Below are 13878 nucleotides of genomic sequence, written 5' to 3'. Positions count from 1 at the left end.
TCTTACGGCCTTGGCAGGACTTCTCCATACACCTGCCACTGTCCCCTGCTGTCCATGAAGACGCGAGTGACCTTGAACTTGGTACCACGCGCCAGGAGCAGCTCCCGCTCCGTCACATCGAAGTGGCTCACCTTCTCCAGCCAGAGAGCAGGCGTGCCCTTGGGGACGCGTAGACGCAGGATCGCTTCCTTTCCTTCAAACGTACTCACCGGGTGATTGCCGAGTGATGTGGAGGTATAACCCTTGTCGGGGAAGGTCTGACCCAGCATTTCTGCCGGTGAACCGAGGTTCAGGTATCCAAGATCGGTGCCTCGCGCAACCATGATGGTGTCCGGCACGGGCCGACTAGACATCACCTTGTCCATCTGGTCAATGTCATGCAGCACCTCCGGATGAGGCCCGTACCCATGGGACCCCCTGAGATAGCCATTCATATCGTGATACGAGGGGAATGTCTCACCCGTATAATTCTTGAGCGACTTCTGCGCGGTCGGATCCAGGTTGTCCACGAAGTCGTTCCAGTGGTCGCGACCGTACGCGATGGCATCATCAGCGTCCGCGAAGGGCCGGGTTCCATCGGACAACTCGGCTGCCGCAACCGCGTGCTTCTGCTCATCCGTGAGCTTGTTGAAATCCGCGTACGACATGGACGGCTTGTACTCGAACGGTTCGCCGTCCGCGCTGTGGCCCAGCGGGTCCGTTCCCGGGTGGCCAGGGGCTGCCGGTGCGTCGGTGCCGTGGTGCGCGGCGGTGTCCACACCGTCGTGCCCCAGATCCGCGTGGTCATCGGCGTGCTCGGCACCGTCGTGACCCGCGCCGTCGTGCTCCCCGCCGTGGTGGTCGTGCCCCGCGCCGTCGTGCCCCGCGCCGTCGTGGTGGTCGGGGCCGGAGCCGTGAGTGCCGTCGTCTCCGTGGCCGCTCGGTGTGTCGTGGCCGGAGCCGTGGGGGAGGTCGTGGCCCGCGCCCGGGTGGGGCGTGCTCACAGGGGCGTCGTGCGGGGTCGCGGTCGGGGCGTGCTCGAACGTCGACGGCGCCGGTGCGTGCCCGTGCGGCGTCACGGTCGAGGTGTGGTCGAACGTCGACGGCGCCGGCGCGTGCCCGTGCGGCGTCGTCGGCGGTGCGTGGGCGTACGACGGCGGTGGTCCGTCGAGGGTGCCGCTCGGCGCGTGGCCGTGGATGCCGTCGGGGACACCGTCCCCCGCCCGCACCCCGGACAGTGCCGGTTCCTGGATGGTCCAGTCGGCCGGGAGGCCCGGCACCGTCTCGTGAGGTGCCGGGGTCGTGTCGATGGTTCCGTCGTGTCCGATGAGGTTGCCGTCGGTGTCCAGCAGGCGGCCGTCCGGCAGGTGCACCGATCCGTCGGGGAGTTTGGGGATCTCGATGGCGCCGACGCCCTTCAGCGCCTTGCTGATGTCACCGATCTTCGACAGACCCGCACCGGCACCCTTGGCGATGTACGTCATCGGATCGATGACCCGGCCCGCCTTGCCCGCCAGCGACAACGCCTTCGCGACCGCACCCGCCTTACCCGCACCCGACGCCGCACCACCCGCACCACCGGTGAACACCGTCGTCAACACATTGAACGTCACCGCACCCGCAGCACGAGCAGGATTCTTCCCCCACTCGTCCCACGCCACCAACGCCTTGCCCGTCTCCTTCATCGCCGTACGCGAATCACGCAACCACGACGGCAACTTGTCATCCGGCAACGCCCAGAACAACACCCCCGCACCCGGCATCGAAGAAATCACCAGACCGGTCGCCAACTGCGCCAGACCCTTCCACGCCTGACCCATCGCCTCCCAGCCACCAAAACCCACCAGCGTGCCCAGACCCTTGATCGTCCCCCACACACCGTCCACGATCAGCCCGTCCCACACAAAGGACTTCACCCAATGGCCGACCTCGTACCAGTGATGTCTCTCCTCCACCGGGTCACCCCAGGGAAGCTTCGCGTTCTTCATGTCCTCGGCATCGAACCCGTACTGGTCCTTACGCTCCGAACCGTCCCCCGCCACCATCTGCGTCCCACCGAACAACGCAGTGATCTTGTTGTGACACGTACGCTCCGCAGCCCAGAACGCCGCCACCGCCGCCGTCACATCATCACGGATCCGATTGTGACGATCGACCTTGTCCCCGTCGTACTCCCAGTCGTCATCACCCCCCACCGAATCCACGAACGCCGTCGCATCCACCTTCAACTGCGCCAGCTTCGCCACCAAAGGCCGAATCTCCACCGCATACGACGACAACGCGGACGACACCGTCTCCAGATCCCCCGCGAACCCCTCCGCCCGCTCCGCCACCGGCTTCGTCGTCGCGAACAACCGCTCCGCCTCCGGAGCCGCGTAATACGCCGACAACCCCTGAAACCCCGCATGCACATCCCGGCCCGTCGACCGCACACGCGACGCATCAGACCTCAGATCACCGTAATCCTTCTCCAACTGCGCCAGATCACCCGTGAACTGCGGAATCTGCCCAGGATCAATCACCCCTCACCCACCCCCGGCAGATCCACCCGCGGCTCCGCCAACGCCCGCTGCTGCGCCCGCGCCGCCATCTCCTCATCCCCCCGCAAATACGCCGTCGTCGCATCCACCGCACCCTGCAACGACTTCCCCGCACGCGCCGCGATGTACTGCAGATCCTTCGTCGCATGCTCCGCATACTGCGACAACGCCAACGCCACCAAACCCCCCTGCGCCTTCCCCCCACCACCCCCACCCTCAGCAGAAACAGTGCCCGCACTCGACGCCGCCGACGTCAAATGCTCCCCATACGCCTTCGCCTGACCCTCAAGATGCGACGCCGTCTCACCCGTCGACTTCAACACACCCTGAATACCCTGCGGCTTCAGATCCCAGCCGGTCATCCCCGTCGTCCTCCGCGTCCAGCCCACCAACAGCCACCGTCACGTGACGACCCGAAAGCCGCCCAGGCCGACCGGCGGGGCCGGCCGTCGGCCCCGCCGAACACCACTTGTGTCAGCCGATGTTGTCGACCGCCGACTTCGCCTTCGCGATCGTCGACTGCGCCGTCGAATCGTTCTGCTCCAACGTCGACTTCAACAACCCGATGATGTTCTTGACCTCCTGCGACGCACGATTCCACCGCAACTCCTTGCCGTGGTACTCATCCGCCACACCATCCGCCGAGAAATCCGCCATCGCCGCCTTCACCTGACGATCACGCTGCGCAATAACCTCCTCCAACCGGCCGATCACCGCCTGGATATTGCCCTGCACATCCGCCGACGCACCCGTGTCGTACGACCGACGATCCGCACCCGAACCCGCCATCACACACCACTCCCCGTAACACAACCCCGACCCGACAACCCCGCACCACCCCGAGGCTCAACGGAAACACACACCACCAAAACCCGACGGCTCAACGAAAACGCGCACCATCAAAATTCGCCGCCGACATCTGACCCCGAGCATTGTCACCCTGCTCCTGATCACCCGACGAGAACGCCGAATCCATCCCCGACTGACCACCCAAGATCGCCGCCAACGACCCGTTCAACTCCTTGGCGATACCATCCGCCCGCAACTTGAACTGATCGAACGCCACCCGACCCGCACCGTTGAACTTCCCCTCCAACGGCTGCGCCGCCTGCACCAACTGACGGATCAACGTCCCCAGATCATCACTCGACCCACGCGAATCCTTCACCAGCGTCGACAGGGCCTGCGCCCCCATATCGAACTTCATCTTGCCTCCCCGTTCCCGACCCGCCGGCGTGCGGCCTGCGTGCACCCATCTCTATCAACTCCGCGATTGCCCATGCAATCGAAGGCGACGAGGCTGCCACAAACGTGTGACCAACCCGTCGCGGAGTCCGGGACATTCACCCCGAACCGCGCGTGGAAGCGGCCCGCCAGGGGCAGTTGAGGCGGCGGACGGCCGCCGTGGGGGCGGACGCGACGATCACCGTCGCGAACGGGCGCCCGGCGCGACGCCGCGAACCGGGTGCGGGCCGCCGGCCTCAGCGCATCGCCTGGGCCGTGGGGCCTTCCCGGCAGATCAGCAGCAGCGCCCGGTCGTCGTTCACGTCCTTGGCCACCGCCTCGATGAGGTGCCAGGCCGCACCGTGGAAGCCGCCGGCCACATAGCGGTCGGCCTCGCCCGTGAGGCGGTCCATGCCCTCGACGATGTCCCGGTCGGAGGTCTCCACCAGGCCGTCGGTGAACAGCATGAGGACGTCTCCGGGGCGCAGCGTGCCCTTCACGGGGTCGAACTGGGCGCCGTCGTAGACCCCGAGGAGCGGGCCTTCCGACGCCTTCTCCTCCCAGCGGCCGGTGCCCGCGCTGAGCTGGAGGCCCGGCGGATGTCCGGCCGAGTACAGCTCGTAGTCGCCGGACTCCAGGTCGAGGACCAGGTGGATGGAGGTCGCGAAGCCCTCGTCCCAGTCCTGGCGGAGGAGATAGCCGTTGGCGGCGGGAAGGAAGGCGTGCGGGGGGAGCGATCCCAGCAGGCCGCCGAACGCTCCCGAGAGCAGCAGGGCGCGCGAGCCCGCGTCCATCCCCTTGCCCGAGACGTCCGTCAGGACGACCTCCAGGGTGCGGCCGCCGTTCGTCCGCGCCGCCACCACGAAGTCGCCGGAGAAGGACTGCCCGCCCGCCGGTCTGAGCGACATCTCCCGATGCCAGCCCGTGGGCAGCTTGGGCAGCTTGCTCTGCACCCGAATGCGTTCGCGCAGGTCGAAGAGCATGGTTCCGCCGCGGCGCCACGGCACTCCGACCCGGCTGCGGAACTGCGCGATCAGCAGACCGAAGAACCCGCAGGCGGCGACCACGAGCACGATGCCGGGGGTGACGCGCGACGGCCCTTCCGTGTACGGGCCGAGCTTGACGGACTCGATGATCAGCGCGGTGGCCGCGGCGGCGTACAGGCCGAGCAGGCTGGAGGGCCGCAGCAGCAGGCCGCCCGCCACGATCGGCAGCACGAGCACGGCGGGCGAGCACCACACGGGGTCGATGAGGGTGGTCGCGGCTATCAGCGGGACCGTGAGCAGCAGACCGGCCAGCGCGACCCAGTCGGAGCCGTCCCCACGGAAGTAGTCCACGGCGGATCTGCGCAGGCCGGTGCGGGCCCGGTGCCATTGCATCTTCAACCGGGCCGCGAACGTCTCGGCTTCCGCGCGCCGCTCTCGTCCTGCTGCCATTGTCGGGACCCTATCCATCCGACCAGCCCCTTGGCACGGGAGGTCCCACTTGTCCCCCGTCCGAGCGCTGAACTTCACAGGTACCGGGCTTCGACGACCGGGGGAAATCCCCTCGCTCGCCCCGCATTGCCCTGGTAGGTATGACCCATGACGACCGAGCTGCGGGTGCTGCGGCAGACCGAGTGGGACGACTGGTACGGCAACCTCCTCCGGGCCTTCGGCGGCATGGAGGAATCAGCCGAAGAGCGGGAACTCTGGAAAGAACTCACCGAATTCGATCGATCCATAGGTATATGGGACGAAGGTTCCTGTGTGGGCACGGCAGGCGCGTTCAGCTTCCGCCTCACCGTCCCCGGCGGCGCCTCGGTACCCGCCGCGGGTGTGACGATGGTGAGCGTCGCGGGCACGCACCGCCGGCGCGGTGTGCTGACGTCGATGATGCGCAGGCAGCTGGACGACGTCCGGTCCTGGGGGGAGCCGCTCGCGGTGCTGACGGCGTCGGAGCCGGCGATCTACTCCCGGTTCGGATACGGCGCGGCCACCTTCCAGCTCGGCGCGGAGATCGACACGAGCCGCGTCGACCTGGCCGTTCCGGACGGTACGGACGACGTACGGGTGCGGTACGCGGCCCCCGCCGACGTCCTCGGCGCCTGCGAGGACGTGTACGCGCGACTGGTCCCCGGCAGGCCCGGCATGCTGGCGCGGAGGCCGGGCTGGGAGCGGGTGGGGCTGCTCGACCCGGAGAGCGAGCGGAACGGCGCCTCCGCGCTGCAGTGCGTGGTCGCCGAACGCGACGGCCGGATCACGGGTTATGCGAGGTTCCGCGCCAAGCGCGGCTGGGGGGTCGGCGGACACGACGGCACGGTGACGGTGTCGGCGCTCGCCGCGCTGGATCCGGCGACGGACGCCGCTCTGTGGCGCTTCCTGTTCGGCATCGACCTGATGACCACGCTGGCCGTGCACGGCCGCCCGGTCGACGAGGGCTGGCAGCATCTGGTGTCCGACATCCGGCGCTGCCGGCCCCGGCTGCGGGACGCGCTGCACGTACGGCTCGTCGACGTCGCGGCGGCGCTGGAGGCGCGGACGTACCAGACCCCGGTGGACGTGGTGTTCGAGGTCGAGGACGCCTTCTGTCCCTGGAACGAGGGGCGTTGGCGGCTCACGGGCGACGCGAAGGGCGCGACCTGCGAGCGTACCGCGGACGCCGCCGATCTTGCGCTGTCCGTACGGGAGTTGGGAGCGGCGTACCTCGGTGGTGTGTCGCTCGCGTCGCTGGCTGCGGCCGGGCGGGTGCGTGAAATGCGGCAGGGCGCGCTGGCGGAGGCGTCACTCGCGTTCGGTTCGTCCGTGGCGCCGTGGCTGCCGCACGGATTCTAGTTCCCCCGGCGCTTCTGGCAGCCCGGGCACCAGAACAGATTGCGGGCGGCGAGATCGGCGGTGCGGATCTCGTCGCCACAGATGTGGCAGGGCTGCGTCGCCCGGCGATACACGTACACCTCGCCGCCGTGATCGTCGACGCGCGGCGGGCGGCCCATGGCCTCCGGGGTGTGTTCGGGGCGGACGGTGTCGATGCGGTTGTTCCGTACACCTTCGCGCATCAGGTCGACGAGGTCGGCCCAGATCGCGTCCCACTCCGCGGGGGCGACGTCCTTGCCGGCCCGGTAGGGGTCGATGCCGTGCCGGAAGAGGACCTCGGCGCGGTAGACGTTGCCGACGCCGGCGATGACCTTCTGGTCCATGAGCAGGGCCGCGATGGACGTACGGCTGCGGGAGACCCGGCGGTACGCGGCGGCGGAGTCAGCGTCGTCACGAAGCGGGTCGGGGCCCAGTCGGCGATGTACGGCGGCCTTCTCCTCGTCGGTGATCAGCGCACAGGTGGTGGGGCCGACGAGGTCCACGTAGTGGGCCGCGTTGGTGAGGCGGAGGCGGACCGTGTCACCGGGCGGCGGCGCGGGGGCGTCCCCGAACGCCACTTTCCCGAACAGGCCCAGGTGGATGTGCACCCAGTCGCCGTCGCGGAAGCCGAGGAAGAGGTGCTTGCCGTGGGCGTCGGCCGTCCGCAGTCCGGACCCGTCGAGGAGGGCGGCGGCGTCGGCGAACTTGCCCTGCGGGCTGCGGACGCCGACGGCACCGCCGGCGAACCGTGCGGCGTAGTCCTCGGCCAGCCGATGGATGGTGTGCCCTTCCGGCACGGTCGCCCTACCTCCGGTGGTCGTCACAGGGTCGCGGGAGCAGCAGTACCCCATCCGGCGCTCGTGGATCGAGTCTCGCCCCGCCGGCAGGAGCTCCGGGGGCCGCAGCCCCCGGCGGCGGGCTCAGCCCTGCGGGTGGTGCGGGGGGATCGGCGGGAGCTCGCCCTCGGCCTCGTACGCCGACAGCATGTCGATGCGCCGCACATGGCGCTCCTCGCCCGTGAAGGGCGTGTTCAGGAAGGTCTCGACGAACTTGGTCGCGTCCTCCTGGGAGTGCATGCGCGCACCGACGGAGACGACGTTCGCGTTGTTGTGCTGCCGGCCGAGCGTCGCGGTCTCCTCGCTCCACGCGAGGACCGCCCGTGCGCCCTTCACCTTGTTCGCGGCGATCTGCTCGCCGTTGCCGGAGCCGCCGATCACGATGCCGAGGGAGCCGGGGTCGGCGACCGTCCGCTCCGCCGCGCGAAGGCAGAACGGCGGGTAGTCGTCCTGGGCGTCGTAGATGTGGGGCCCGCAGTCGACGGGCTCATGGCCGGCCGCCTTCAGCCACTCGACGAGGTGGTTCTTCAGTTCGAAACCGGCATGGTCTGAGCCGAGGTACACGCGCATGGTCCGAGTGTGTCACGGCTGTCGCCGATCGGCTGCGCGGGGTACTGACCGCAAAAAATGTGAGCCAGGCTATAGAACCTCAAGGAAACCTCAAGTAACAATCCGGATTCAAAGGTTTCTGAATTCCTTCGCCTCGGATTCACTGGACCGACTCGTACACCGCTCGGACGAGCACCACTTCCGCTCGTACGGGACGTACTACGTGTGTCCCCCACATTCCGCACACCCGGCTCAAAGGAAATCCCCTACATGACCTCGAAGCCGACCCCCACAAAGGCCGGACACGTCCCCGGCGGCCCCGGAGAACCCGGCGGCGGCCTCCAGGCCGGACTCAAGAACCGTCACCTGACGATGATCGCCATCGGCGGCGTCATCGGTGCCGGGCTGTTCGTCGGTTCCAGCGCGGGCATCGCCACCGCCGGTCCCGGCATCCTTCTCTCCTACGCCCTCGTCGGCACGCTCGTGGTGCTGGTGATGCGCATGCTGGGCGAGATGTCCGCCGCGAACCCCACGTCCGGCTCCTTCTCCGCACACGCGGACCGCGCACTCGGCCGCTGGGCCGGTTTCTCCATCGGCTGGCTGTACTGGTTCTTCTGGGTAGTCGTGCTCGCGGTGGAGGCGACCGCGGGCGCCAAGATCCTCGAGGGCTGGATACCGGCCGTGCCCCAGTGGGGCTGGGCCCTCATCGTCATGATCGTGCTGACCGCCACCAACCTGGTCTCCGTCGGCTCCTACGGTGAGTTCGAGTTCTGGTTCGCCGGGATCAAGGTCGTCGCGATCGGCGCCTTCATCGTCATCGGCGCGCTCGCCGTCTTCGGGGTGCTGCCCGGCGTCCACAGCGACAAGGCGAACCTGGACAACCTCACCGGTCACGGCGGGTTCCTGCCGCACGGACCGGGCGCCATCCTCACCGGTGTGCTCCTGGTGGTCTTCTCCTTCATGGGCAGTGAGATCGCCACGCTTGCGGCCGGCGAGTCCGAGGACCCGCGGCGGGCGGTGACCAAGTCCACCAACAGCATCATCTGGCGTATCGCCGTCTTCTACCTCGGTTCGATCCTCGTGGTCGTCGCCCTGCTGCCGTGGGACGACGCATCGATCGCGGAGAAGGGCTCCTACGTCGCCGCGCTGGACTCCCTCGGCATCGCGCACGCCGGTCAGATCATGAACTTCATCGTGCTGACCTCGGTGCTGTCCTGCCTGAACTCCGGGCTCTACACGGCCTCCCGTATGGCCTTCTCGCTCGGCGCGCGGGGCGACGCGCCCAGGGCCTTCGCCCGGACCACCGGTCGTGGTGTGCCGATGACGGCGATCGTCGTCTCCGTGCTCTTCGGCTTCCTCGCCGTCTTCTTCAACTACAAGTACCCGGACTCGGTCTTCCTCTTCCTGGTCAACTCCAGCGGTGCGGTCGCCCTGTTCGTCTGGCTGGTGATCTGCTTCTCGCAGCTGCGGATGCGGAAGATCATCCAGCGCGAGGCGCCGGAGAAGCTGATCGTGAAGATGTGGCTGTACCCCTATCTGACCTGGGCCACGGCCGCTCTGATCGTGTTCGTCCTCGGCTACATGCTCACCGACACCGAACACGACGGACGTGAGACGGTCCTGCTGTCGCTGCTCGTCGCCGCCGTGGTGCTCGTCATCGCCGTGGTCAGGCAGAAGATGGGCGGCTCCCGGACCGCCGGGGCCGTCGGCGACGCGGAGACGGAACGGGCCGAGGTCGGCGTCTGACCGCCGCCCGCACATGAGCACGGGCGAGGGCCCCGCGGTGACACCGCGGGGCCCTCGCCGCTGTCCGGCCGGCACGGCTCAGAGCGGTGTGAACCCCTCCTTGACCTCGTCGTAGACCTTGGTCGCGCGGCCCTCGACGTCCGGGTGGTACCAGGTGCTGACCTCGTACGACGTCCCGTGGGCACGGAAGCCCAGCAGCCGTACGTGCCAGGGGCGGCCCTTGGCCGTGACGGTGTACTCCCAGACGACCGCGGGCCCGCCCCGGAAGGTGCCCTGGTCCAGGCGGATCCGCCGGTAGCCGAGGCCCCTCCTGCGCTCCTGCTCCGCCTGCTCCCACTGCTCCAGAAGATCACCCCGGGCCGGGGTCGCGTTGGCCACGATCTCCTGGGAGCGGTCCGGATTCGAGTAGTGCACCTCCGCCCCGCTCTCCGCCACCCGCTGCCAGCCGGGAGGCGGAACCCAGGCGTACAGACCCGCTTCCGTGCGGGCGCCCGGCGGAAGGCTCGTCGGCCGCGAGGTGCCCGCGACGGTGGGTGTGCCGCCCGCGCCGCTCCGGACGCCCGAGGAGACGGACGGGTGGTCGGACCCGGCCGAGGTGCCGTGCGTCCGGCCGTTCGGTCCGGCCTCGGCGGCGATCACGGCCCCGGCCACCCCGCCGGCCACCACGACCCCCACGACGGCGGCCACCACGGCCCGGCGCCGGCTGCGCCGAGGGGCGGAGGGGCGGGCGGGGCCCGGAAGCCCGGTGTCGGGCGGGGGACCGGGGGCGGTCCGGCCGCCGGATCGCGCGGTACCGGCCGGCGCCGTGCTCAGCGGCAGCGTGAGCGCGCCGTGCGGGGATGCGGAGCAGCCCGACGGCGGGTCTGCCCGGCCGGACGGCGGCGCGACCGCCCCGGCCGAGGCGCCCGCCGACGACGAGGTGTCTCCGGGGGCGCCCGGCGGACGGCTCCGGATGGCGGGACCGGCTCCGGCCGTGGGGACACCGGAGGGTTCCGTCGGGGTGGGGAGCGCCCGGGTCGGCGCCGTGGGCGGGACCGCGGGGCCCGCTTCGGCGGAGGTCCCGGTGGACGCGTTGCCGCTCGCTTCGCCCGGCTCCGCATCCGGGCCGCCGGGCTCGGCCGTGTTCCTCGCGGGGAAATCCGAACGGACCGTGGCCGACCGCCCGTTCGAGGGGCCGGCGTCCGCGGACCGGTCCGGCGCGGCCGGTGTACGCGGTACGGGCACGGAATCCTCGACGACGGGTTCCTCCGGCACGCCGTCCGCCGGAAGGGCCCCCTCATACGGACTTCCGGCGTTCTCCTCGCCGCCCCGCGGGCGCCGCGCCGCCCGGATCAGAGCCGGGTCGAGGTACGCGGGGGTGGCACGCTCCCCGGCCTCCGGTGCGACCGCGGTCGTGGGCGCGCCTCCGGGCTCCGGTGCCTGTGCCCCGCCCGGCGCCGGCCCGGCGCCCTCCCCGTCCCCTGCGTGCTCCTCGCCGCCGGTCCGGGCCCCGGGCCCTCCTCCCGCCCATGCACCGGTGCCGCCCCCGGCGACCCGCTCCAGTTCCTCCGCGACCTCCTCGAGCCCCGGCCGCACCGCCGGCTCCTTCTCCAGGAGGGCGGCCAGGATCCCCGTCAACCCCGCTGCGGAGGCGGGCAGTCGCGGTTCCTCGTACAGAACGGCGTGCAGCGTCGCCAGGGTCGTCGAACGGGAGAACGGCGAGTGCCCGCCGAGGGCCGCGCAGAGCGTCGCGCCGAGGGACCACACGTCCGACGGCGGACCCTGCGGGCGGCCCGAGATCCGCTCCGGCGCCAGGTAGTCCGGAGAGCCGACCAGCATCCCGGCCATGGTGAGCGCCTTGGCGTCCTGGATCGCGGCGATGCCGAAGTCCGTGAGGACCACGCGCCTCCCCAGGCGTTCCACGAGCACGTTCCCCGGCTTGATGTCCCTGTGCAGGACCCCTCCCGCGTGCACCTGCCGCAGCGCCGCCACCAGTTCCAGACCGATCCGCGCCGTCTCGCGGACGCCGAGCGGTCCCTCCTCCACCAGGACCCGTTCCAGCGAGCGGCCGTCCACGAGTTCCATGACGATCCACAACCGGTCGCCCTCGTCCACGACGTCGTAGATGCGTACGACGTTGGGGTGGTCGATCCGGGCGGTGGCCCTGGCCTCGCGCAGGGTGCGTTCGCGGCGGGTCCTGACGTCCTCCGTGTCGAGTCCGTCCATCCGTATTTCCTTGACGGCCACCTGGCGGTCGAGTATTTCGTCCGCGGCACGCCACACGCGCCCCATTCCCCCCTGACCTATGTTCTCGACCAGGCGATATCGACCCGTCACCAATAAACCAGGAACACCGCCGCTCGCATTTCCCGGCAATCCCCTGCACCCCCTCAACACCCGCCTCAGCGGAAACACAATGGTCACACTTCAGGCCGTACCAGCATAGTGCGGAGAAATCTTGTGGTACCTCTTCGAGTACTGCGAATTCAGGCGCAGCCAAGGGGGACGAACATGAGTTCTCGGTACTCGATCGCCATCGCGGGATCGCTGGTCACTGCATCTTTTACGGCGGTGCTGATCTTTGCGTGCACCGCCACGGCGGATGACCAGGGAGCGATGAGCGGCAAGGGGGGAAAGGCCGTCGACAAGGCACCGGCGGGGGTCGAGTTGACCACCCTGCTGCCCGAGAAGATCTCGGTCGACAACGGATCGCACAAAACGTCGATCACCGCCGTGGTGAAGAACGGGGGAACCAGGGAAAGCGGCAGGATCCGGCTTTTGGTCGCGGGATTCGACGGCCTCGTGGTCACCAACGTCAAGGGCTGTTCGGAAATAGCCGAAAAGGATCTGCCGCCGGGTTCGAACAGTGCTTTCGGCTGCGCCGTCGACAATCTGGCGGCGGGCTCCTCGAAGACCTACGCCGTCGACGCCACCTTCGACACGGGCAAGGCGGGCAGGATCTGCCTGCCGGTCCAGACGAGCGACGGGAAGAAGACGTACTGGCAGCAGGGCCCGGTCCCGTTCGGCGCGTCGAAGCCGACGCCGAACGCCCCGGCCACCCCGCTGCTGCTCGGCACCGACAACACACCGGTGGGTCCGGGCGGTGATCAGCTGCCCAGGACCGGTGCGGACGACCGGGTCCTTCCGCTCGGCGCGGCCGGTGCGACGCTGATCGCCGCGGGTGCGGCGGGCCTGTGGGTCACGCGCCGCCGGCCACGGTCGCAGCGCTGAGGCACCGGCCGGTTGAGGGGCGGGCGCGGGGCCGCGCCCCCCAGGACCGCCCGTCCCGGCTCGGGGCCGGGACGGGCCGGAGGGCCGCACCGCGCAGGGACGTGGAAGGGGCTCGCCGGTTCGGTACCGAGCCGGCGAGCCCCTTCCACGTCGTACAGCTACGGCGTCACTTCCTGAGGAGCTTCCACGCGGCGGGCAGCAGGCCCATCGCCAGGGCCGCCTTCAGGGCGTCGCCGATGAGGAAGGGGGTGAGCCCGGCCGCGATCGCCGCGTTCGCGGACATGCCGGTGGCCAGGGCCAGATACGGGACGCCGACCGCGTAGATGAGCGCCTCGCCCAGGAGCATCGCGGCCGCCGTGCGCAGCACCGAGCGGTCGGCGCCGCGGCGGGCGAGGGCGCCCACGACGGTGGAGGCGATCAGCATGCCGAGGATGTAACCGAAGGACGGGGCGGCGGCACCCGAGGCGCCACCGGCGAACCACGGAACACCGGCGACACCGGCGAGCGCGTACAGGGCGAGCGACAGGAAACCGCGGCCCGCTCCGAGGGCCGTGCCGACCAGCAGCGCGGCGAAGGTCTGGCCCGTCACCGGCACCGGGGAGCCCGGCACGGGCACCGCGATCTGCGCGGCGAGACCGGTGAGCACGGCGCCGCCGGCCACGAGGGCGACGTCGCGGACACGGGACGCGGGCAGCAGGTCGGCGAGGACCTCGCCGGGGCGTGTGATGGCGGTGGCGGTGCTCATGAGGACTCACTCCGGCGCTGAGGGCGGTTCGGGACACGGTGACGCTATCCCAGGGGCCATGAGCCGATCACCGTCACCGCTCGACAAAGCGGGGATCCGGCGCTTGGTGGGCTGTCGACAAAAGCTGCGGGTTACACCTGATGCGGCGTGATACGGGTCACTGAGGTGGGGCCGTCGGCGGCATGGGGCCGATTCCGGCGGCGCATGTAGGGTTTCGC

The 13878-nt window shown here is 69.8% G+C and carries 12 protein-coding genes; 3 read left to right on the top strand and 9 right to left on the bottom strand.

Annotated elements, in window-relative coordinates; all coding sequences use genetic code 11:
- Positions 1-2: 2 nt before the first annotated feature.
- The 5 genes from ACSHXN_RS26565 to ACSHXN_RS26545 all read right to left on the bottom strand — a co-directional run bounded on the left by ACSHXN_RS26565 (position 3) and on the right by ACSHXN_RS26545 (position 5179).
- Positions 3-2501, bottom strand: coding sequence for an ADP-ribosyltransferase (locus tag ACSHXN_RS26565; RefSeq protein ID WP_438303840.1), 2499 nt, complete (start codon positions 2499-2501; stop codon positions 3-5).
- Complete coding sequence (locus tag ACSHXN_RS26560) at positions 2498-2881, bottom strand: DUF6507 family protein (protein WP_438303839.1); 384 nt, start codon at positions 2879-2881, stop codon at positions 2498-2500. Before ACSHXN_RS26560 ends, ACSHXN_RS26565 begins: the two co-directional genes overlap by 4 nt.
- Positions 2882-2993: 112 nt before the next feature.
- Positions 2994-3308 (bottom strand): pore-forming ESAT-6 family protein, encoded by a 315-nt coding sequence (locus ACSHXN_RS26555; protein ID WP_331266926.1) that lies wholly within the window; start codon positions 3306-3308, stop codon positions 2994-2996.
- 91 nt (positions 3309-3399) lie between these two features.
- Complete coding sequence (locus tag ACSHXN_RS26550; RefSeq protein ID WP_356109766.1) at positions 3400-3726, bottom strand: hypothetical protein; 327 nt, start codon at positions 3724-3726, stop codon at positions 3400-3402.
- 274 nt (positions 3727-4000) lie between these two features.
- Entirely contained in the window at positions 4001-5179 is a 1179-nt protein-coding gene (locus tag ACSHXN_RS26545) for a PP2C family protein-serine/threonine phosphatase (protein WP_355142396.1), read from the bottom strand.
- A 147-nt stretch (positions 5180-5326) separates the two neighbouring features.
- On the opposite strand from ACSHXN_RS26545, the gene ACSHXN_RS26540 reads away from it, so the two are divergent.
- Positions 5327-6556: a GNAT family N-acetyltransferase gene (locus tag ACSHXN_RS26540; RefSeq protein WP_438303837.1), complete on the top strand. Its 1230-nt coding sequence runs from the start codon at positions 5327-5329 to the stop codon at positions 6554-6556.
- Here ACSHXN_RS26540 and ACSHXN_RS26535 read toward each other — a convergent pair.
- Together ACSHXN_RS26535 and ACSHXN_RS26530 are read right to left on the bottom strand one after the other, a co-directional pair.
- Positions 6553-7371, bottom strand: coding sequence for an Fpg/Nei family DNA glycosylase (locus tag ACSHXN_RS26535; RefSeq protein WP_355142392.1), 819 nt, complete (start codon positions 7369-7371; stop codon positions 6553-6555). The two genes, ACSHXN_RS26540 and ACSHXN_RS26535, sit on opposite strands and share 4 nt — an antisense overlap.
- Positions 7372-7494: 123 nt before the next feature.
- The gene (locus ACSHXN_RS26530) at positions 7495-7980 is read right to left on the bottom strand and encodes a ribose-5-phosphate isomerase (protein WP_355142390.1); all 486 of its coding nucleotides are present in this window, start codon (positions 7978-7980) and stop codon (positions 7495-7497) included.
- A 249-nt stretch (positions 7981-8229) separates the two neighbouring features.
- Here ACSHXN_RS26530 and ACSHXN_RS26525 point away from each other — a divergent pair, with 249 nt between their 5' ends.
- Entirely contained in the window at positions 8230-9705 is a 1476-nt protein-coding gene (locus tag ACSHXN_RS26525; RefSeq protein WP_438303835.1) for an amino acid permease, read from the top strand.
- Between the two features lie 78 nt (positions 9706-9783).
- Here ACSHXN_RS26525 and ACSHXN_RS26520 read toward each other — a convergent pair whose 3' ends face one another.
- Entirely contained in the window at positions 9784-11976 is a 2193-nt protein-coding gene (locus ACSHXN_RS26520; protein ID WP_438303833.1) for a protein kinase domain-containing protein, read from the bottom strand.
- Positions 11977-12195: 219 nt separating this feature from the next.
- Here ACSHXN_RS26520 and ACSHXN_RS26515 point away from each other — a divergent pair, with 219 nt between their 5' ends.
- A complete protein-coding gene (locus tag ACSHXN_RS26515; RefSeq protein ID WP_356112259.1) occupies positions 12196-12915 on the top strand; it encodes an LPXTG cell wall anchor domain-containing protein in 720 nt (239 codons plus the stop codon).
- A 166-nt stretch (positions 12916-13081) separates the two neighbouring features.
- Here ACSHXN_RS26515 and ACSHXN_RS26510 read toward each other — a convergent pair whose 3' ends face one another.
- On the bottom strand, positions 13082-13660 hold the full coding sequence (locus tag ACSHXN_RS26510; protein ID WP_355140176.1) for a biotin transporter BioY: 579 nt from the start codon (positions 13658-13660) through the stop codon (positions 13082-13084).
- Positions 13661-13878 lie beyond the last annotated feature (218 nt).

The organism is Streptomyces sp. HUAS TT11, from assembly GCF_051553595.1.
Classification (GTDB): Bacteria; Actinomycetota; Actinomycetes; order Streptomycetales; family Streptomycetaceae; genus Streptomyces.
This window is presented reverse-complemented; position numbering and strand designations above follow the sequence as displayed.

What these genes read in the sequence shown, in the direction of transcription:
- ACSHXN_RS26545 (WP_355142396.1), bottom strand. Translation starts at nt 5,179, where the DNA reads ATGGCAGCAGGACGAGAGCGGCGCGCGGAAGCCGAGACGTTCGCGGCC.
- ACSHXN_RS26515 (WP_356112259.1), top strand. Translation starts at nt 12,196, where the DNA reads ATGAGTTCTCGGTACTCGATCGCCATCGCGGGATCGCTGGTCACTGCA.
- ACSHXN_RS26540 (WP_438303837.1), top strand. Translation starts at nt 5,327, where the DNA reads ATGACGACCGAGCTGCGGGTGCTGCGGCAGACCGAGTGGGACGACTGG.
- ACSHXN_RS26555 (WP_331266926.1), bottom strand. Translation starts at nt 3,308, where the DNA reads ATGGCGGGTTCGGGTGCGGATCGTCGGTCGTACGACACGGGTGCGTCG.
- ACSHXN_RS26530 (WP_355142390.1), bottom strand. Translation starts at nt 7,980, where the DNA reads ATGCGCGTGTACCTCGGCTCAGACCATGCCGGTTTCGAACTGAAGAAC.
- ACSHXN_RS26560 (WP_438303839.1), bottom strand. Translation starts at nt 2,881, where the DNA reads ATGACCGGCTGGGATCTGAAGCCGCAGGGTATTCAGGGTGTGTTGAAG.
- ACSHXN_RS26520 (WP_438303833.1), bottom strand. Translation starts at nt 11,976, where the DNA reads ATGGGGCGCGTGTGGCGTGCCGCGGACGAAATACTCGACCGCCAGGTG.
- ACSHXN_RS26550 (WP_356109766.1), bottom strand. Translation starts at nt 3,726, where the DNA reads ATGAAGTTCGATATGGGGGCGCAGGCCCTGTCGACGCTGGTGAAGGAT.
- ACSHXN_RS26510 (WP_355140176.1), bottom strand. Translation starts at nt 13,660, where the DNA reads ATGAGCACCGCCACCGCCATCACACGCCCCGGCGAGGTCCTCGCCGAC.
- ACSHXN_RS26525 (WP_438303835.1), top strand. Translation starts at nt 8,230, where the DNA reads ATGACCTCGAAGCCGACCCCCACAAAGGCCGGACACGTCCCCGGCGGC.